Source organism: Vibrio sp. A1-b2 (genome assembly GCF_021726015.1).
Taxonomy (GTDB): Bacteria; Pseudomonadota; Gammaproteobacteria; order Enterobacterales; family Vibrionaceae; genus Vibrio; species Vibrio diazotrophicus.
Genome location: NZ_JAKKCI010000004.1, coordinates 385263 through 405264 on the forward strand (window position 1 = coordinate 385263; position 20002 = coordinate 405264).

General features: G+C 43.1%; 16 protein-coding genes. 6 read left to right on the forward strand and 10 right to left on the reverse strand.

Going from position 1 to position 20002, the window contains the following annotated elements; genetic code table 11:
• The first annotated feature begins 42 nt into the window (after nt 1-42).
• The gene (locus tag L3V23_RS11860; RefSeq protein ID WP_237292374.1) at nt 43-2325 is read left to right on the forward strand and encodes an acyl-CoA dehydrogenase; all 2283 of its coding nucleotides are present in this window, start codon (nt 43-45) and stop codon (nt 2323-2325) included.
• 177 nt (nt 2326-2502) lie between these two features.
• Nucleotides 2503-3705: an enoyl-ACP reductase FabV gene (fabV, locus tag L3V23_RS11865; protein WP_237292375.1), complete on the forward strand. Its 1203-nt coding sequence runs from the start codon at nt 2503-2505 to the stop codon at nt 3703-3705.
• Between the two features lie 123 nt (nt 3706-3828).
• Here fabV and L3V23_RS11870 read toward each other — a convergent pair whose 3' ends face one another.
• Together L3V23_RS11870 and L3V23_RS11875 are read right to left on the reverse strand one after the other, a co-directional pair.
• Nucleotides 3829-5511 (reverse strand): aspartate:alanine antiporter, encoded by a 1683-nt coding sequence (locus tag L3V23_RS11870; protein WP_102940608.1) that lies wholly within the window; start codon nt 5509-5511, stop codon nt 3829-3831.
• Between the two features lie 174 nt (nt 5512-5685).
• Nucleotides 5686-5952 carry a GrxA family glutaredoxin gene (locus L3V23_RS11875; protein ID WP_042488255.1) on the reverse strand — a complete coding sequence of 89 codons (267 nt, stop codon included), beginning with the start codon at nt 5950-5952 and terminating at the stop codon, nt 5686-5688.
• Between the two features lie 350 nt (nt 5953-6302).
• Between L3V23_RS11875 and L3V23_RS11880 the strand changes: the two genes are divergently transcribed.
• A complete protein-coding gene (locus L3V23_RS11880) occupies nt 6303-7547 on the forward strand; it encodes an iron-containing alcohol dehydrogenase (protein WP_237292376.1) in 1245 nt (414 codons plus the stop codon).
• 47 nt (nt 7548-7594) lie between these two features.
• Here L3V23_RS11880 and L3V23_RS11885 read toward each other — a convergent pair whose 3' ends face one another.
• The 5 genes from L3V23_RS11885 to L3V23_RS11905 all read right to left on the reverse strand — a co-directional run bounded on the left by L3V23_RS11885 (nt 7595) and on the right by L3V23_RS11905 (nt 13014).
• Nucleotides 7595-8449 carry a MurR/RpiR family transcriptional regulator gene (locus L3V23_RS11885; protein ID WP_042488260.1) on the reverse strand — a complete coding sequence of 285 codons (855 nt, stop codon included), beginning with the start codon at nt 8447-8449 and terminating at the stop codon, nt 7595-7597.
• A 300-nt stretch (nt 8450-8749) separates the two neighbouring features.
• On the reverse strand, nt 8750-10396 hold the full coding sequence (panP, locus tag L3V23_RS11890; RefSeq protein ID WP_237292377.1) for a pyridoxal-dependent aspartate 1-decarboxylase PanP: 1647 nt from the start codon (nt 10394-10396) through the stop codon (nt 8750-8752).
• Between the two features lie 125 nt (nt 10397-10521).
• Nucleotides 10522-11034 carry a hypothetical protein gene (locus tag L3V23_RS11895; RefSeq protein ID WP_042488266.1) on the reverse strand — a complete coding sequence of 171 codons (513 nt, stop codon included), beginning with the start codon at nt 11032-11034 and terminating at the stop codon, nt 10522-10524.
• Nucleotides 11035-11168: 134 nt separating this feature from the next.
• Nucleotides 11169-12074, reverse strand: a complete 906-nt coding sequence (locus tag L3V23_RS11900; protein ID WP_042488269.1) for a lysine exporter LysO family protein — start codon at nt 12072-12074, stop codon at nt 11169-11171.
• A gap of 19 nt (nt 12075-12093) precedes the next feature.
• Nucleotides 12094-13014 (reverse strand): HDOD domain-containing protein, encoded by a 921-nt coding sequence (locus tag L3V23_RS11905; protein WP_237292378.1) that lies wholly within the window; start codon nt 13012-13014, stop codon nt 12094-12096.
• Nucleotides 13015-13386: 372 nt separating this feature from the next.
• Here L3V23_RS11905 and L3V23_RS11910 point away from each other — a divergent pair, with 372 nt between their 5' ends.
• On the forward strand, nt 13387-13971 hold the full coding sequence (locus L3V23_RS11910; RefSeq protein WP_042488274.1) for a TfoX/Sxy family DNA transformation protein: 585 nt from the start codon (nt 13387-13389) through the stop codon (nt 13969-13971).
• A 64-nt stretch (nt 13972-14035) separates the two neighbouring features.
• Here L3V23_RS11910 and L3V23_RS11915 read toward each other — a convergent pair whose 3' ends face one another.
• From L3V23_RS11915 to L3V23_RS11925, 3 genes are all read right to left on the reverse strand, one after another.
• Nucleotides 14036-14584 carry a hypothetical protein gene (locus tag L3V23_RS11915; protein ID WP_042488276.1) on the reverse strand — a complete coding sequence of 183 codons (549 nt, stop codon included), beginning with the start codon at nt 14582-14584 and terminating at the stop codon, nt 14036-14038.
• A 187-nt stretch (nt 14585-14771) separates the two neighbouring features.
• The gene (locus L3V23_RS11920; protein ID WP_102965579.1) at nt 14772-15269 is read right to left on the reverse strand and encodes a response regulator; all 498 of its coding nucleotides are present in this window, start codon (nt 15267-15269) and stop codon (nt 14772-14774) included.
• Nucleotides 15270-15282: 13 nt separating this feature from the next.
• The gene (locus L3V23_RS11925) at nt 15283-17220 is read right to left on the reverse strand and encodes an ATP-binding protein (RefSeq protein ID WP_102955200.1); all 1938 of its coding nucleotides are present in this window, start codon (nt 17218-17220) and stop codon (nt 15283-15285) included.
• Between the two features lie 212 nt (nt 17221-17432).
• On the opposite strand from L3V23_RS11925, the gene L3V23_RS11930 reads away from it, so the two are divergent.
• Together L3V23_RS11930 and serC are read left to right on the forward strand one after the other, a co-directional pair.
• Nucleotides 17433-18698: a DUF945 family protein gene (locus L3V23_RS11930; RefSeq protein WP_102955201.1), complete on the forward strand. Its 1266-nt coding sequence runs from the start codon at nt 17433-17435 to the stop codon at nt 18696-18698.
• Nucleotides 18699-18836: 138 nt separating this feature from the next.
• Nucleotides 18837-19931, forward strand: coding sequence for a 3-phosphoserine/phosphohydroxythreonine transaminase (gene serC / locus L3V23_RS11935; RefSeq protein ID WP_180980122.1), 1095 nt, complete (start codon nt 18837-18839; stop codon nt 19929-19931).
• Nucleotides 19932-20002 lie beyond the last annotated feature (71 nt).

Below are 20002 nucleotides of genomic sequence, written 5' to 3' on the forward strand. Positions count from 1 at the left end.
TAAAAATAATAATAAAGTCCCGTGAACAAAAGGATCTGAACAATGAGCTCTCTACGACAAAAATGGATAAGTGACCCTGCCTTTAAGTTGTTTAAGAAGGTATTGCCACCGCTGTCTAGTACTGAAAAAGAAGCAATGGAAGCGGGCAGTGTTTGGTGGGATGGTGAGCTGTTTTCTGGTCAGCCAGATTTTCAAAAGCTTCACCATTACCCAAAACCGTCGTTTACTGCTGAAGAACAGTCATTTATGGATAACGAGCTGGAAACCCTGCTTGAAATGCTTGATGACCATAAAATAGTAAAAGAAGACCGCGACTTGCCAGAGGATGTCTGGACATTCATGCGCAAAGAGCGTTTCTTCTCTCTAAACATCTCTGCTGAATATGGCGGTCGTGAGTTCTCTGCTTTAGCAAACTCAACCATCGTTTCACGCATTGCGACACGTTCAATCAGTGCAGCAGTAACCGTCATGGTTCCCAACTCTTTAGGTCCAGGTGAGTTACTTTCTCACTACGGCACTCAAGAGCAAAAAGACTACTGGTTGCCGCGCCTTGCTGACGGTACAGACATTCCATGTTTCGCACTAACAGGACCAGAAGCTGGTTCTGATGCGGGTGGTATTCCTGACCAAGGCGTAGTGTGTTACGGCAAACACGAAGGTAAAGAAGTTCTGGGTATTCGTTTAAGCTGGAACAAACGCTATATCACGCTTGCACCCGTGGCAACAGTGGTTGGCTTGGCATTCAAACTGAGCGACCCTGAAAAGTTACTCGGTGACAAAGAAGATATCGGTATTACCTGTGCGTTGATTCCTGCGAGTCACGAAGGGGTAGAGATTGGTGAACGTCATGATCCGCTCGGGCTTGCGTTTATGAATGGACCAACACGCGGTAACGATGTGTTTATCCCTATGGATTGGCTGATTGGCGGCTCAGATTACGCAGGTAAAGGTTGGCGTATGCTGGTGGAATGCCTGTCAGCAGGTCGCGGTATCTCGCTTCCTGCATTAGGTACAGCGATTGGTCATCTAACAGCTCGTACTACAGGTGCTTATGCCTACGTTCGTAAGCAGTTTGGTATGCCGATTGGTAAATTTGAAGGTGTTGCTGAATCTCTAGGCCGAATTGGTGGTTTAACTTATCTGCTAGAGGCGACCCGAACACTGACGACCACTTCTCTGGATCTGAAAGAGAAACCGGGTATTGTTACTGCAATTGCCAAGTACCATATGACAGAAATTGCTCGTACGATTTTGAATGACTCTATGGACATTCATTCCGGTCGCGCAATTCAAGACGGTCCGATGAACTATCTGGCGAGTCATTACCTAGGTATTCCGGTCGCGATTACTGTAGAAGGTGCAAACATTCTTACTCGTAACCTGATGATTTTTGGTCAAGGTGCGACGCGCTGTCACCCATATGTATTGAAAGAAATGGAAGCGGCGGCAAACCCTGATGAAAAAGAAGGGGCCAAAGAGTTTGATAAGTTGCTGTTCAAGCATATCGGTCATGCAACGAAAAACTCAATTGGTGCACTTACTGCGGCGTTAACAGGTTCTGCATTTGTTAAAGCGCATATGAGTGGCCCAACAAAAACCTACTACAAACAACTTACTCGCCTAAGCCGCGTTTTGGCAGTGAGTGCTGATATGGCGATGTTAACGCTTGGCGGTGAACTGAAACGTAAAGAGATGATCTCTGCCCGCTTGGGTGACGGCTTGAGCTACTTATACATGGCGTCAGCGGTACTGAAGAAATACGAAGATGACGGTCGTCAGCAATCTGACCTAAATTATGTTCATTACGCAATGCAACACTGTTTGTACCATGCTGCGAAGTCTATGAACGAAGTGTACCGAAACTACCCGACTAAAGCGGTAGGTAAGCTGCTGAAAGGTCTACTGTTCCCGCTGGGTAATCATTATCAAGCGCCTAGCAACGATTTAACGCTTGCTGTGGCTGAAAGCTTAATGATTCCAGGCGCTCATCGTGACCGCCTGACACATCTTTGCTATATCGGAAAGAGTGAGGATGACAGTGTTGGCTTGATGGAAAAAGCATTCCTGTCGCTTTACGCTATTCAAGGCCTTGAGAAGAAACTCTATCGCGGCGTGAAAGAGGGTAAAGTGGCTCGTAAAGGTTTACTCGCAGACCGTTTAATTCAAGCCAAAGAAGCGGGTGTGCTCACTGCTGATGAAATTGATGCCATTTTGGCGGCTGAAAAACTGCGTTATAAGGCGATTCAAGTGGATCACTTTAGCCATGATTTTTCAAAAGTTTTGACCAATCAGACAGTGAAACCTAAGCTAAACAACGTAGCTTAAGGATAAGAGTGATCACTTATATAAAGGCTTCCATAGTGAAGCCTTTTTTATGTCGCTTGGAAAATGTTGATGGAAAGTGATCCAACCACTTGCTAAATCGGACTATTTTTACAGAAATAGGGTGCGAATTGTGGTTGAACCTTTTATCCTAGCGAAGATTTTTGAAGGAAGTTGAATATGATCATCAAACCTAAAATTCGCGGATTTATCTGTACAACAACGCACCCAGTGGGTTGTGAAGCTAATGTAAAAGAACAAATTGCTTACACTAAAGCACAAGGTCCAATCAAGAATGCGCCTAAGCGCGTGCTTGTTGTCGGTTCTTCTAGTGGCTACGGTATGTCTTCTCGTATTGCTGCTGCGTTTGGCGGCGGTGCTGCAACTATCGGTGTTTTCTTTGAAAAACCGGGTTCAGAGAAGAAGACTGGTACTGCAGGTTTCTACAATGCAGCTGCATTTGACAAACTTGCTCACGAAGAAGGTCTATATGCGAAAAGCCTGAACGGCGATGCATTCTCAAACGAAGCTAAACAGAAAGCTGTAGAGCTTATTAAGCAAGACCTAGGTCAAATTGACTTAGTTGTTTACTCTCTTGCGTCTCCAGTTCGTAAAATGCCTGAAACAGGCGAAGTGGTTCGTTCTTCACTAAAACCAATTGGTGAGACTTACACTTCAACAGCGGTTGATACCAATAAAGATGTCATCATTGAAGCAAGCGTTGAGCCTGCAACTGATGAAGAAATCCAAGACACGATTACTGTAATGGGTGGTCAGGATTGGGAACTTTGGATGCAAGCGCTTGAAGAAGGTGGTGTTCTAGCTGAAGGCTGTAAAACAGTTGCCTATAGCTACATCGGTACTGAACTAACTTGGCCAATCTATTGGGATGGAGCGTTAGGTCGTGCGAAGATGGACTTAGATCGTGCAGCAGCAGCTCTGAATGAGAAGCTATCTGCAACAGGCGGTACTGCAAACGTAGCGGTTCTTAAGTCTGTTGTGACTCAAGCAAGTTCAGCAATTCCGGTAATGCCTCTGTACATTGCGATGGTATTCAAGAAAATGCGTGAAGAAGGCATCCATGAAGGTTGTATGGAGCAAATCTACCGCATGTTCAGCCAGCGTCTATATAAAGAAGACGGCACTGCGCCAGAAACAGACGAGAAAAACCGTCTGCGTCTAGATGATTGGGAACTTCGTGAAGACATCCAAAAACACTGTAGCGACCTATGGCCTCAAATTACTACTGAGAACCTAAAAGAGCTGACAGACTACGAACTCTATAAAGAAGAGTTCCTAAAACTGTTTGGTTTCGGTGTTGAAGGTGTGGATTACGATGCAGACGTTAACCCAGAAGTGGCATTTGACGTTATCGATATATAATCCCTCGGATTCGAAATAAACAAAAGGCGCTTATTAAAAGCGCCTTTTTTCTTTTCATCGATTTTTGCATTGATTCTTCAGGTCATCGCTTTAAACCGCTGCCTAAGCAGCGGTATTTGAAAGCTAGAACAAGAGAATAACGATGGTACCTGTCAGCGTCATCAGAACGTTGGCAATCGCATAAGTGCCGGCATAGCCCAGTGCTGGAATGGTCGACTTAGCGTAGTCGTTCACAATATCCATGGCAGGGGCGCAAGTACGTGCACCGATGATGGCACCGAAAAGAAGGGCTCGGTTCATCTTAAGCAAGTAAGCACCAACGAGATAAGCAAACACAACGGGTACAAAGCTAACCAAGAACGCAAGGCCAAGCACTTGCACACCCACTTCAGATAAATGCTGGAACATGTTTCCACCGGCGCTTAAACCTATGCCCGCCATAAAAAACATTAGGCCTAAGTCTTTCACCATGTTCAGTGCACCTTGCGGGACATACCCGAAGGTAGGGTGGTTTGCTCGTAAGAAGCCTAGTGTAATACCTGATAGCAAAAGACCGACAGCATTACCTAAACCAAATGAGACCTGACCGAAAGTCATGGTGACTAAACCGAACAGTATGCCCAAGATGAAGAAGCTACAGAATGCGAGCAAGTCTGCCATCTGGCTGTGAATCGAAATGAAACCGATTTTTTCAGCTAAACCTAACACTTTGCTTTTTTCGCCACTCACCTGAAGGATGTCACCTTTGGCAAGCACGATATCTAAGTCCATCGGCATTTCTACCTGCGCTCGGACAACTCGGTTTAGGAAACAGCCGTATTCAGATAAATTCAAATCGGATAAACGCTTCTGAGCATATTTGTCGTTCTTAACCACGATTTCTTCTTCAGAAATACGCAAATCCAGCAAGTTACGGTCGAAGACTTCTTTACCTTCGCGGAAACTGGAATCAAGACGAGCGTGGCTATCAGGGTAACCAACCAGTGCGATTTCATCGCCTTCTTGCAAAATAGCTTCACCGTCTGGATGCGCTAGTATGCCGTTACGGCGGATTCGTTCGATGTAACAGCCTGTTTGACCATAGATACCTAGTTCGCGAAGGTTACGACCATCGACCCATTTAATCAGTTCAGGACCAACGCGATATGCACGAATAATTGGTAGATAGACTTTGCGTTGGCTGTTACCGCCAATGCCTCGTTCTTGAGCAATCTGTTGTGCGGAGTCGGATAAGTTCTGTTTTTGCAGTCTAGGCAATAGCTTGGCAAACAGAATCATACTGATTAAACCAATCAGATACGCCATCGCATAACCGACAGACATATTTTCCAGAATGGTTGATAGTTCCATGTTCCGTGGTGCGGTAGCTAACCCAGAGTTCAATGCATCTTGAGCACCGACTAGCACGGGTGTAGAGGTGAGGGCGCCTGCCATCATACCGGCAGCGAGTCCAAAATCGAGGTTGAGATAATAACCGCCGAAATAGGTGATCCATGTTGCTGTCGTCAGTACGACGATACTGAGAATGAGATAATCTTTACCGTCACGGAAGAAGATACCGAAAAAGTTCGGTCCAGCTTCAATACCGACACAGTAGATAAAGAGCATAAAACCGATAGTTAACGTTTCAGGGTTAATGTAAAACCCTAAATGTCCCATCAACAAAGAAGTGATGAGTACACCGATTGAGTTGCCTAACTGCAGGCTGCCAAAACGAATTTTGCCGATAGTTAAGCCAAGTGCTAATACGACAAAAATTAGCAATATCGGATTTTGTTCAAGTAAAAGGACGACGTCGATGTTCACAAATTATCTCAATTATTACATGTGCAACAGTAGAACTATAAAGTGTGACGATTCTAACGTAATAACAAAAAAAAATAAGTAAATTCTTGAGCAAACCTGTCGATTATCAATAAAAAAAGCCCGCTTAATATTGCGGGCTATTTAGTCATTGTTTTTATGCAGCAATTTGCATTTTTACTCGTCGAAAAGACCTAGGTGTTCTTTCGCGTAAGCTTCAAATTCTGTACAGCCACCAATGTGTTCTTGGTCAAGGAAGATCTGAGGAACCGTTTCTACTGGCTTACCTACAGTCTTTTCTAAATCTGCTTTTGAGATACCTTCCGCATGAATATCAACATAACGGTAGTTAAAATCGTCACGTTTTGCTTTTAGCGTTTCAGCGTGCTCTTTAGCACGAACACAATAAGGGCAGGCTGGGCGACCAAAAATAACTGCGAACATATCTTTCTCCTATAATTCATTTGAGACTACTATGCCCGATCCCTCATAGAAAATAAAGCTGCATTTATCACTTGTTTTAATAGTTAAAACCTATCGAAAGAAGTGCGTTTTGAACGTGTTACTGATGAACTAAAAAAATGCCTAAAAAGACGACTTTTTACGATTAATTATTATTCTGTTAAAGCAGAGCTGAAAGTAGCATTCACCCTTGAGTCTTGGCATACGTGATTTGGAGCATATTCTCAGTTAAAAAAAGCGGTTATTGCTTACGAATTGCCCTGCGTCAAAAAAAACCGTTTTGGATAGGGGCAATCTAGTTGCAACTTATTGTAGCGGAATGGAGTTCCACTATGTTTCAGTTCATGACGTCCAGCCGAATTATCTTTGGGGAAGGGGCTCTCGAAAACTCCCTCTCATTGATTAAACAATTTGGTTACAGCGTTCTCTTAGTCTCTGGTAAGCAGAGTGAACGTGCTCGACCAATTGTCGACTATCTCAATCAACAAAAACTCCGTTATCAGCATGTATCTATTTCGGGTGAACCGAATATCACCATGGTGGAAGAAACAGCCATCATCGGACGTCGTTTTTCTCCGAATCTCGTCGTCGCAATAGGTGGTGGTAGTGTTCTTGATATGGGAAAAGCGTTAGCGGCAATTATTCCCAATCAAGGCAACGTTTATGATTATGTTGAAGTGCTGGGTCGTTGTGTTCCCCTAAAAACTAAACCTCTACCTATGATTGCGATCCCCACTACCGCAAGCACAGGTTCGGAAGTCACGCGTAAAGCCGTTTTAAAATCTGGTCAGGATAAGGTGAAAGTGAGCCTGCGCAGTCCTGATATGATTCCTGATGTTGCGATAGTTGATCCGACGTTAACCTACGGTACAGAGCCACTTATCTCTGGACGAGGAGCTATGGAAACCTTTACGCATCTTATGGAATCGTATGTTTGCGGAGACCCAAATCCACTCACGGATATGGTCTGTGAGGAGGGGATGCGCAAGCTTTCTCGGGCAGTGCTACCTGCATGCCTGCAAGATGATAGAACTGCTCGTGCTGATCTTTCTTTTGCTGCCATGTTGGGCGGTATGGCTTCAACTAATGCTAAGCTGGGGGCTGCTCATGGGTTAGCATCGGCACTTTGTGGCAAGTTGGAAGCTCCGCACAGTGTAATTACTGCTCGTCTCTCGCCCTATGTCATGCTTGAAAACATCAATGCTGCGCGATTAGCTGGCCGAAATGACATTCTTCATCGATATACGCGCTTAGCGGAACTGCTTACAGGTAACGATCAGGCAAAAATAGAAGACGGAATCGCTTGGGTTGAAGCTATGCTTGACGCGCTAGGATTACCGTTACTGAGTAGCTTTGGTGTATGCAATACCTCTTTTGAAAAAGTGGCTCAAGATGCGTTGAAATCTAACTCGATAAAGGGAAATCCGATCCCACTGACCAAAGAGCGCTTAGTGTTTATTTTGAATCAAGTTTGTGAGTGCAGTGGTGTTTGCCAAGAACCTGTAGAGGTTCAGATGAGTGGCAAGGTTGAACTGCTCTACAATTCTATGAGAGAAGAAGGTTCAAAAACAGAATAGTTAACACAATGAAAAGGAAAGAAAAACGGAGCCGAAGCTCCGTTTTTTTAGAATTGAGAAGACTTGTCATAACGAGAGTCTTTCAGTACTTCTTTTACTCTCTTCAAGTTTTCGCGGAAACCTGAGCCTCTGCGTAAAGTAAAGCCTGTAGCCAAAACGTCGATGATTGTCATCTGAACAACGCGGCTCGCCATCGGCATATACACATCTGTATCTTCTGGAATATCCAAACAGATAGATAAAGACGCTGCTTTATCAAGAGGTGAATCTTTTGCTGTAATTGCAATCACAGTTGCGCCGTTTTCACGAGCGAGATTTGCGATTTCAACTTGGCTCTTTGTTCTGCCAGTATGCGAGATAAGAACGATAACGTCATTATCAGTACAGTTAATGCAGCTCATACGTTGCATTACAATGTCTTCAAAGCAGCTGATCGGAATATTAAAACGAATGAACTTGTTTTGCGCATCACGAGCGACTGCTGACGAAGCCCCTAATCCGAAAAACGAAATACGCTTCGCCTGTGTCAGAAGGTCAACTGCACGATTGATTTGCATTGGCTCTAAGCTGTTTTTTGCTACATCTAAACACGCCATAGTTGATTCGAAAATCTTATGGGTATAAGCATCCGGACCATCGTCTTCTTCAACATTGCGGTTGACGTAAGGCGTTCCGTTGGCAAGGCTTTGCGCTAAATGTAGTTTGAAATCAGGAAAACCTTTTGTGTCTAGGCGACGACAAAAACGGTTTACAGTCGGTTCACTCACATCAGCCATTTTCGCTAATGTTGCAATGCTAGAGTGAATGGCAGTCTGTGGTGAAGCCATAATAACTTCAGCGACTTTGCGCTCTGACTTGCTAAAATTTTCCAGATTTTTTTGAATTTTTTCTAATGTATTCATAGTGTTCACGCAGGCATAGAGAACAACTTGTTGGCTTCATGGATAAACCATTTAAAAATAAGGAAATAATAAATTTCCTAATACCAACGCCATGACGTCAGTATAAACCTAAGCTGTAGGAATCCCGAAACGAAAAATCCACGGGATGATGAGAATATGACAAGCCTCAAACTAAAAATTAAAAAAAACTACAGTTTTTAGCTGTGATTTATCGATATTGGAGAATATTAGCGAGTGAATGATGAGAAAGTTACAGCAAATCGAAAGTAATTTTCAATTTCACTGTAACTTTCAAAGCTTTTACGCGCTTAGGATACTTTGCGCCATCTGTTCAATTTGACGCATTAAGTTAGGCGCCTGTTGAACAATCTTACGTTGTTCATCTAGCACCGAATGCAGAATATCATGCGTCGTTAAAGGGTTTGCCAACACCACACGGAAAACGATCGTATTGAGTTGATCCCAATATTTTGGATTCAACTGAGTGCGTGATACGAATGACTTACCCGTTTCACGTTGAGTTTTTTGCACAAACTTGGTCAACTCATTGAGCAGCTCATTAAGAGCGAGCTTCTGCTTAGCATCCGCTTTTTCTAATGCCTGTTTAATATGTGCTGGCAAATAACGATATGTCAGAAGGCATAGCTCTGGTTCTGATACCAACTCAAAATCCGGTTGAGCTTTAATTAAATCAGCAAAATAGCGTGCTTTAGCGATACTTTGGTCGATCAACAGTTCATAACCAGCTCGGCTAATAATGTGCATGCTTGCATAAACCAGCATTGCCATACCCGAGCGAGAACCTTCTAATGTATGACTACCGAGATCCTTGGAACCTTTACGCAAGATATATTGAGCGTGGTGTTCAATCGACTTCATCGCGTCAGGGTCTTTAAACAACACCATACCCGCACCCATAGGGATGTAGAGCTGTTTATGGGCATCAATGGTGACTGAATCCGCCAGTTCGATACCGTCGAGTAGGTGACGGTGGTTATTCGACATTAATGTCGCGCCGCCCCAAGCTGCATCGATGTGGAAGTGGCAGCCTTCGTCTTGGCAAACTTTCGCAATTTCTCTTAACGGGTCGATATTACCTGTTTCGGTCGTCCCTGCGACACCAATAACCGCAAACGGTTTGATGTTTTGTTGTTTAAGCTGGGCAATCTTGTCTTGTAGGTCTTTAGGGCAGATGCGGTTGTTATCCGCAGTTTTTACTGACACCAGACCTTCTTGTCCAATACCGAGAACATCTGCTGCCTTCTTGAGAGAGTAGTGACCACGTTCGGAAACGAGAACAGCCAAGCCTTCATAACCATAATGCTTCATGGCTTTGAACAGGCCTTCTTTTTCTACGCCTTTAAAGCTGCCTTGCGCTTTTAATGCTTTGTTGCGTGCGACCCAAAGTGCAGTGATGTTGGCGATGGTTCCGCCAGAGCAGAAAGCACCTAAAGAATGTTCTGCACTGTGCATCCAAGAGGAGTAGAAGCCGTCATCACGGTTGTAAATCAAGCGATGTAACATACCTAAAACCTGACGCTCTAAAGGCGTGAAAGCTTTCGATGTTTCAATTTTTACCAAGTTTTGGTTTAAGGCAATCATGATTTTTGACAGCGGCATTAAGAAGTAAGGCAAAGCCGACGTCATATGACCAATAAAACTTGGTGAAGCGGTATGAACAGAGTGAGATACAAGAGTGTCTAGCAGATGCTGCGTATGGTCAGACACAAATTCCGGCTGCTCCGGAATGTGAGCATCGGAGAAATCTTTTTCGATATCCTTGAGAGATTTCTCTTCGGCAACGATATGCTCTCGCAAAAACTTGTTTAGATTGCGTGAGAGTTCTTCTTCTATTCTGGTCAGCGTTGAGTCTGGCCCTTCTGGTACGGTGAAGATTCGAAGCAGAGATTCGAAATTCGCATCAGCGGTTCTTTGTTCTGATACCATGTCGCGTCTATATATAGTTGTAGTTTTAGGGTTGCAGCGGGACAATCTAAACGAAAACGGGACTAATGTCCCGTCTTAATTCGGAAAGCCTAAAATACGAAAATTATGAGCTAAAAAATGTACTTTTACTTACATTCAATTTTTTCTAGTTTCGCAATCGCATTATTGTAACGGTTAAGCGCAGTGTCGATTTGTTTCGGGTGGCTTAAAAGCTCTGCAAATGCGGAACGTAACTCATAATTTTTTTCGTGCGGTTTTGATTGGCGATCATCGAAGGTGGTTTTGGCGATTTTTCCTAGCTCATCACTGCGTGATGCCAGTACTTTAATGTCGTGCTGTTCAAGCTTTAACCAAGCTTCAACAGGTTGGCTTGTTGCTACTTTTGATGCATCGTTGTCCAGATAGTAGTGTACTGCTGCACGGTTAAGTTCGAAGTGGTTTTTACGACCTTCTAGAAACCATTGGCTAACATCCGCCAGCTCTGGGTAACTATCTGTAGTGAGTTGTGCAAGATCCTCATACCACCCTAAAGAAGCATCAATGTATGCGTCATACTTACCAGCGAAGCACTGATTATCTGCGGCAGCCGCACTTAGAGAAGTGGCGGAAAGAAGTAGTGTGGATAGAAGGCGTTTCATAACTGTTCCTTTGTTAACTATTGTTATTATGCTCTCGCGGGCCTTGTTTTGACGCGCTGGCATTTCTTTTTTATGTTGGGCTGACAAATTCGTCTTTTATAAGCGTTGCATAATGTACATAAATTCTCATGCAATTAGTGCGAGAGAGATACAAAAAATAGCATCAAAACTGGAACGAGCAAGCTTAGTATAAATCCGCTGACGATAGCGACAGGAACACAACGAACTCCCCCGGTAGTTTGAATCACCGGAAGCGTAAAGTCCATCGCCGTTGCGCCAGCATATCCAATCGATGTGCAAGGCATACGGCCAATAAACATAGGGATAAGAACTAAAGATATCAGTTCACGCAGCAATTCAATCAGGAAAGAAGCACCACCAAAAACAGGGCCGAATGCATCGCCCATCAGAATGCCTGCTAAAGAATACCAGCCAAAACCTGATGCCATCGCAAGCCCTTGGTAGAGAGAAATATCCAAAATGAATGAAGCGATTACGCCGCCAACAAGGCTAGTGACGACGATGACACTGGCGATAACCATGCCATGTTTATTCAGCAAAATTTGACCAAGCGATAAGCCACTATTTCTTAACTGAATGCCAATAAAGAACAGCAGAACAAATAGAATCCACTCACTTGCGGTGTCTACCCAACTCAGATCAAAGCCAAGTACGATACCTATGACTAATCCTCCTCCGACAACTAAAATCAGCTTTGCAGATTCCAGAGCCATTCGGGATAGAGGTAATTTGGTGTGGCTAACATCGGTTTCTAATGGCAGAAGTTTATCGACAAATGGCAAAACAGCTAGGTTGCAGCTACCAATCACGAGGAAGAACACCGCTGTATATTTAATGATGAGCTGTAAGTTGTCACCCAGATTGTCTAGAGATGCAAGACTTAATCCCATAAGGAATAAGATGACATAAACAAGCGATGCAGTCGCACTGTTGAGTTTTGCTAGCCAATTTTTATTGTCAATAGAGAACAGATACCCCACCACAAGTGGGGCAAAGATAAACAACATCCCTGAAAGCATACATTCCTCGAAATAAGGTCTAGAAACCGCTGGCGTTTATAACCGCTCTAAGTTTGGAATTAAATTCCATATCGCTAAGATTGCTCAGGTTAAAGAGAACTTCCGCACCAGTCGTATTGATTTCTACTTCGTGATCATCAATAGCATCGTCTTGTTTTCTAAACATAAGCAAGTGGTTTGATATTCGTGCTACATCAAGGTAACTGACTTCGAAAGAATGTTCCACACTTTGTTTGTTGCAACATACGTCTAAAAAGTCAGCATCGAAGCCCCAATGCTTTAATACCAAATGACTGGTGTCTGAACAGCGGGAGTGAAAAATCTGTAGAGCAATGTCTTGATTAAGGTAGTTACCGTTTTCCAGATACTGATGGTACTCGTTGACCAAGCAAAACAATCCAATGTCAGCCAATAAACCAACAAGCAGGGATTTTTCCAGCTCCAGATGATGATAGTGTTCCGGGTCGAGTTCTTTAAAGGCCTGTGTTACCAACACCATGGTCGCACCCAACTCCCGAGAAACGGTAGCACTGTGGATCAATATGTTGTTGCACTCTTTACTCAAGTTTGTGGCGTGTTTTAACTGCTCAATAGCTTGAGCTGTCACGATATCCCTAACGCGCAAAATACCTAGTCGTGAAACGGCAGTGGTCAAGTCATTGCAGGTAATATTACGGCGGTTAAAAATCACGGAGTTCGCAATGCGAATCACAACGGCGGCAAGGCTAGGATCATCGGCAAGGCAATTTGCTACATCAGAAACTGTGGTCGATTCTTGTGACGACATTTTTTGTATTTGCAATACCACATCTGGTATTGGTGGGAGGGTAATTCTCCCTGTATTGATCGAGGTTTCTACAAGTTTCGCAAACTCGCTCTCGACTCCCTTGATCAGAAGTTGTTTGTTGTCTGGAAGCCAGTAAAAAGATAAGTGATTCATAAAAATTATTAGTAGGCAGAAGTCGGCATATTTTAACTTTCGCTAATGTGTATAAGCAACCGATTCCCTCTCAGTGCCGCTAATTTCTTCTATTGCAAGTCGAAAATCGGAATGTGGAAGGAATTTTTAAATCTTAAATACTTAAAAACTTACCAATGCGAGTCGATTCTCATTTTTGATAAATAAAAAGTGGTCGAGTGTGAGATATGTCCTGACTTAATTCGCTTCGTTAACTATCATAGTCAAATAACAAAGTAGGTATCCTCATAGCCATGAGGTACTAATAATTAAATCATTAATTTTATTCGCTAAATTGTACTGCTATCTGGTGATCTTTCTTAATCGGGGAATTTGATTAAAGGGTCAATGACTATGGTAGAGCGAACATTTTTCGACTATGTAAATAAGTTTGGTGAAAGCCAACAGCGTTCAATGTTTGGTGGTATAGGTTTATTCCAAGAAGATGCTATGTATGCGTTGTTAACTAACGATTGCATATATATCCGCGGTGGAGAGGAGTTAGACGATCAGTTAACCGCGTTAGGTTGTGAAAAGTACCGTCATGTGAAGAAACAAACTGTAGCGACAGTTAACTACTATGACATCACAGACCTTTACTCGAGTAATTATCAAGAATTAGATGCCATTGTTGGCACGTCAATTAAAAACGCAGTTTCTCAACGTGTTGTGCAAAAGTCGTCGCTGAACCGTCGTCTGCGCGATTTGCCTAACATGCAGCTTACATTGGAGAGAATGGTTAAAAAATCCGGTGTCGATGATGTAGATACATTTATAAAGCTAGGTGCTCCAACGGTGTTTAATAAAGTTTGTCAGACCTATGGTAATGACGTTGATATTAAACTGTTGTGGAAATTTGCTGGGGCGATTGAAGGGATTCATTGGAAACTACTGCAAGAGCCTCGTAAACGTCAGTTATTAGAGAGTTGCCAGCGTTAATCCAATTAAAAAGCCGAAGTGTTAAACTTCGGCTTTTCTTTTTCATGTGGCTACTAGATTCAAATTAAAGCTTGAAGCGAGTAGTAAACATAATTTGGTCACCATAAGAGTCGTTGAAACGAGCTTCAGCACCAATTGAGAATAACTCTGTTGAGTGGAATCGTGCGTAGAAAGAAGCAATCCAGTCATCGTTGTCTTCAATTGAAACGTAACCGCCTTTACCACCCACTTCAAGTTGTGGACCTAACCATTGGCGAATACCCAAATTTAGCTCCATACCAGTATCTGCACTTGCGCCGTCTTTTTTATCTTCAATGCGGAAAAGCATTTCACCAGTGAAATCAGCCCAGTTATTTACTGGTGCATGGAAGCCAAAACCGGCAGCGGCAGCGTAATCGCTCTCAAGTTCAGAATCGATTCGGCCAATTACGTGAGCATTTGGGTGAATTGATTTGCTGATACCAGCACCAAAAGTCATTGGGCTCGCACCAATTCGAGCTTCTGCATAGTCATAACTAAAGTTGCTCATAATTGATGGGCTGTTACGGTCAACTTCGGCTAAGCTTTGTCCCGAAGCAATTAGTAGTGCTGCTGCAATGATTGTTTTACGCATAGTTACGGTAAACCTGTTTTTATCGTTAATTCCATGGTTTTAAAGAAGGATTCACACTTGCTCCTGAATCCAGCTTCAACTCTTTTGACATCATAAAGCATTGATGTATAGAGAAACCATCAAAAAATGTCATAGTTTTGTCGTTTGTAGAATTCTAGCAATTTAAATGCCAGTTTATTAGAGAAGGTTACTCTCCAAAATCCATACGCTTCTCTGCGATAGCGTTGAGTATTTTCTCGGTATCCAGAACTCTCACCCAAGGCATAAGATCTTTCTCATTTTCAATCACATAGTAGGTAAGCTGTTCTTTAACTACTTGTCTTAGTTGTTCGCCCATCCATGGCTTAGCAATAAAAAAGTCTAGACTTGCATGGTTAACCGCTTCTACGGTGTCGTTGAGTCCGGCTTGCCCTGTTAACAAAACCTTACGAGTTTTTGCTGTATCTGGTTCATCATTCAGTTCAATTAAAAAACTAATTCCGGTCTGTTCTGGCATGATGTGGTCACATAGGATCAATGCTAGTGCGACTTCTTGCTCGCGGTAGTCTTCAATAACTGACTTGGCTTCGCTAACAGACTGTGCGGCTTCAACAATGAAGTTTTCTTCAAAGCAATCAATATCCTGCATGACGCTATCAAGTACTTCTCGTTCATCATCGACACATAAAATCATGAATTTGTTCATGTTATTTTCCTTATTAATCAGTGCTGGCGAGGAGTAAAGGAAGCCATACTCGCATGTTTGTGTATTCGCCGAGCTTAGACTCGACGTCAATCCAGCCGTTATGTTGATGCATAATTTGCTGGCAAATAGAAAGCCCAATACCTAAGCCAAAATTACCTTCACGTTTCGTTGTGTAATTAAGTTCGAAAATCTTCTCTCTGGTTTCTTCTGAAATACCGTGCCCGTTATCTTTGAAGCTAACAACGGCATAGGTTTGCCCGTCTTTCTCTCCCAAATAAGAGTGTATTTCTAACACGCCTCTGTCAGGGAAAGCGTCTATCGCGTTAGAAATTAAGTTCGTCCACACTTGTTGAAGTGCAATTGGTAGGCAGCGCACGGGCGGGATAGATGAATACTCTTTAACTAATTTATGAAGTTTCAATCGGTTTTCAAAAATGACCAGCGTATCCTCGATACCTTCATGGATATCAACCACATGGAAGGTTTCATCATCCGCTCGTGCATAGCCTTTTAGGCTCTTAACCATATCGGTAATTCTTTGCGCACACACCTTGATGGAACGAAGAGTGCTACCGGTCAGATGGTAGCGCTCTAATGATTCCAAGTTCTTCAACATGGCATCTGGATTTGATTTGGCCTGTTTGATGGACTCTTCGTTATTATTAAGGCCAAGTTTAACCATTTTCTTAGCGAGAAGACGGTTGTGTATTTGGTTTTCCAGCAGTTTAGCGAGCTCACGTTCTTCTGAAGTCGACATCGGTTTTGCCGCCAGAGCTGCCTTGAGCATTTGTGAGCCTTGATGATTGGTTGCTGAATCAGCGTATGACTCGACAATATTTTCAATATTATTGGAGAGAGTGTCGGTACCGCGCAAAATTGCTGACACTGGGTTATTGAGTTCATGGGCCACACCGGCGACTAACTGCCCAAGCATCGCCATTTTTTCACCTTCAATTAATTGTTGATGCGCAGATTCCAGTGATTCGAGGGTTTCTTGTAACTGTATTTTCGTGTTGATGCTTCTTTGTAAGCGTCGATTGAAGTGACGCAATAACAGGTTGGTAAAAAGCGGCAATAAGCTGGTGTTGGTGTGCATGACTTTGGCAAATACATCTCTGTCTAGTTTAATCACCTCAGTTTTAGTCAACGTGATTGCGGTAGAGAAGGAGTTTTCGCCAGTCACAAATGACATCCCTCCAACGATATTCCCTTTTTGGTGCCTAACGACCTCGCGCTGTTGACCATGTTTATCTTTTTTATAAAGAGCAACTTCTCCTTCAGTGATAAACCATAAAAAGCGGTTTTCCTGACCTTCGACAGTGAGCAAGTGCTCGGCGGAATATGTCCGACAAGCCTTAGTGTCATCGTGCTTATCAAAAAACTGATATAACGCGCCAATGACCTGATCAGCGAGTTCAGCGTCGGTTAACTGATGGTACTCAGAGATAAAACCTTGCCGGTAAGAGTGCATTTTGTTGTCGATATGTGAACGCAAAAGCCTTTGCTGATCAAGAACACTGCTGTAGTGAAGAGCGTTATCTTTGTCATTTTCTAACACATAGGTGGTGAGTTCTTGGACGACAGTTTTATAAAGCACGTTATCTTGCAGGGGCTTAGTTAAGCAGTAATCCAGTCGACCTTCATTGACAGCACTGACGATCGCCTGAATATCTTGACCGCAACTGATTAGAACTTTACGAGCAGTCTTGGTGTTGTCCATTCTGTCCAGATGAATCAAAAAGTCCGCACCGTTTAAATTCTCGTTATGGCTGGCGATGACTAACGCTACCGTTTGATTCTGAGATTCCAGATACTCCAGCGCCTGCTGAGCTTCTTCAAAAGAATCGGCGGTATGAAGGTCAAACTTAGTGGCGAACGAGCGCAGTTCATGTCGCCATTGTTCGATACTAATAGGGTTGTTATCTAAGCAGAGTAGGGCGTATTGATTCACGTTGCTCTCATCATATTGAAATCTGACAGCATTACTCTATCAAGTGAGCGCAAAACGAACTGAGAGCGAGGTTTTAGAATGCTAAATCAGCGGCAACTATCGACTCATATTCTGGAAGGACAAACACTTTTACAATCAATTCACTAAGTGCCGCCTTGAGCTCGTTGAACCTTGTCGGTAGACTGCATGAAACAGGATAGGAACCTACTTATATGAAAAAACTAAAATTAATTGGTGCAGTTGGTGGCGCAGTCTCGCTGGCGTTATGTTGGCCTCTAGCTGTGGGACAAATTGGTCAGAATGTGATTAGCGATGGCTTAAAACACGTCAGCAATAACGATATCTCTGCAGAACTGATCAGTTATGACCGTGGTTATCTGTCTTCGCATGCGCAAACACGTTTTACTGTTACCAACCCGGTTCTTAAGCTGCAAATGCAGCACGAAGGTTTACCAACAGAAGTTATCGTGGACAGCGATATTCGCCATGGGTTGGCGAGTATTTCATCTGTGTCGACGTTCCCTGATTATCCAGAGTCTCCGCTGGTGGTTAACAGTACCACGCAACTGAATGGAAACACCCGTTTCTCTTCCACACTAGATAACTGGCATTATCAAAGTGAAGGCCCAGATTCTGTAGCGATTTCTATTCTATCTTCTCAAGTAACGGGCACTGTTACAGCTTTGGGACAAATGGATTTCAACGTTACTATCCCGTCTATTGCTTTGAATTTTGAAACTGGCGAGAACATGTTGATTTCTGATTTCTCAGGCCAAGGTAACGGTAAACAAGATTCAGGATTTTGGATTGGAAAGCAAAACATCACACTCGGAAGTTTAACTGTTGACGATGGTCTGGGTTCGACTCTGTTTTCTGCCGAGAGTACTTCATATCAGTTTGAGTCTGAGTTCAACACTGAAAAATCGCGTTTTACCAGCAATCATAAGATGAATGTTGGCAAGGTTATGGTTGATGACGGTGAAGTGAACAATGTTCAACTCGATTTCACTTTGGGTGACGCAGACCGTGAGGCTTTCCTTGCACTGTCAAACATCTATCAAAGTAATCCCTATTTAGAAGCGGAAGACCTTGAAAAAGCGATGCCACACGTTGATTCGCTATTTTCTCAAGGGTTCTTTGTCAGCATCAAACCTTTTGCTCTTAATCTTGGCGAGGGAGAGTTTTCGTCAAAGATTACTCTTAACATTCCTGAAGGCACCAATGACGTACAGAAAGATCCGAGTGTGATTATGTCTGCGTTAACGGGTGATCTTGAAGCGTTTGTATCGAATCAACTGGTTGATGATTACCCAACCATTCAACAGGGCGTGGATGAGCTACTTATGATGGAAATGATGACGCAAGACGACAAAGGTTATCAATTAAAAGCAGACATCAAAGAAGGCAATGTTGTTTTCTCTAATGGTCAGAAGGTCCCGCTTTTTGCTCTGTTTATGTATGGAATGATGGCGCGTTAATTCGCTAAGGCAATCTAAACTCTTTGAAATTTAGATTAGTTGAAGAAAAGAGGTCGAAAGACCTCTTTTCTTGCTTTTTATCCGATGAAAAAAGTGGTATTAATCACACTCATCATCGATAGCAGGAGCAAGGAACACATGGAGCCGAAAACGGACACTGTTTACAACTTTAGTGCTGGTCCAGCAGCGTTACCAAAAGCCGTGATGGAAAAAGCACAGGCTGAGTTTGTTAATTGGAACGGTATGGGCGTTTCGGTTATGGAAATTAGCCACCGCAGCAAACCTTTCATTAAGGTGGCAGAAGAAGCAGAGCAGGATTTGCGCGATCTTCTAAATATCCCAGACAACTATAAAGTACTATTTTGCCAAGGTGGCGCACGTGCACAATTTGCAGCTGTGCCTCTGAACCTGATGGGTAACGCGAAGAAAGCAACCTATATTGATGGTGGATACTGGGCAGAAAGCGCAGTTAAAGAAGCAAAAAAATATTGCGAAACTGATGTTTTTGACGCGAAAGTAGAAAAAGACGGCAAAATTGCTATTTTGCCAGCAAGCGAGTGGAAAATTGATCCAGAAGCGGCATATGTTCACTTCTGTCCAAACGAAACTATTGACGGTATTGAGATTAATGATTTACCAGTAACGGATAAACCAATCGTTGCTGACATGTCTTCAACGATTCTTTCTCGTGAAATTGATGTTTCGAAATACGGTGTTATCTACGCGGGTGCGCAGAAAAACATTGGCCCTGCGGGCATTTGTATCGCAATTGTACGTGATGATTTGCTAGAGCTAGCAAGTGACCTTGTTCCTGGCATCCTGAACTACAAGCTGTTGGCAGAACAAGATTCAATGTTCAACACGCCACCGACTTACGCTTGGTATCTATCAGGCTTGGTATTCAAGTGGTTAAAAGAGCAGGGTGGCGTGAAAGCGATTGAGAAAATAAACCGTGAAAAAGCAGCACTGCTTTATGACTATGTTGATTCATCTGATTTCTACCGTAACGGTATTCATCCAGACAACCGTTCTCTAATGAACGTGCCATTCCAATTAGCGAAGCCTGAACTAGACGGTACTTTCCTTGAGTTAGCTGAAGCTCGTGGTTTAACTTCATTGAAAGGTCACCGTGTTGTTGGTGGTATGCGTGCATCAATCTATAACGCAATGACGCTTGAAGGTGTTCAAGCACTTGTTTCGTTTATGAAAGAGTTTGAAGAGCAGTACGCGTAATTCGCGTTAGTTTCTGCTTATAAAAACCAACAGATAATTGACTAAAAAGCGCAGCCTGAGAGCTGCGCTTT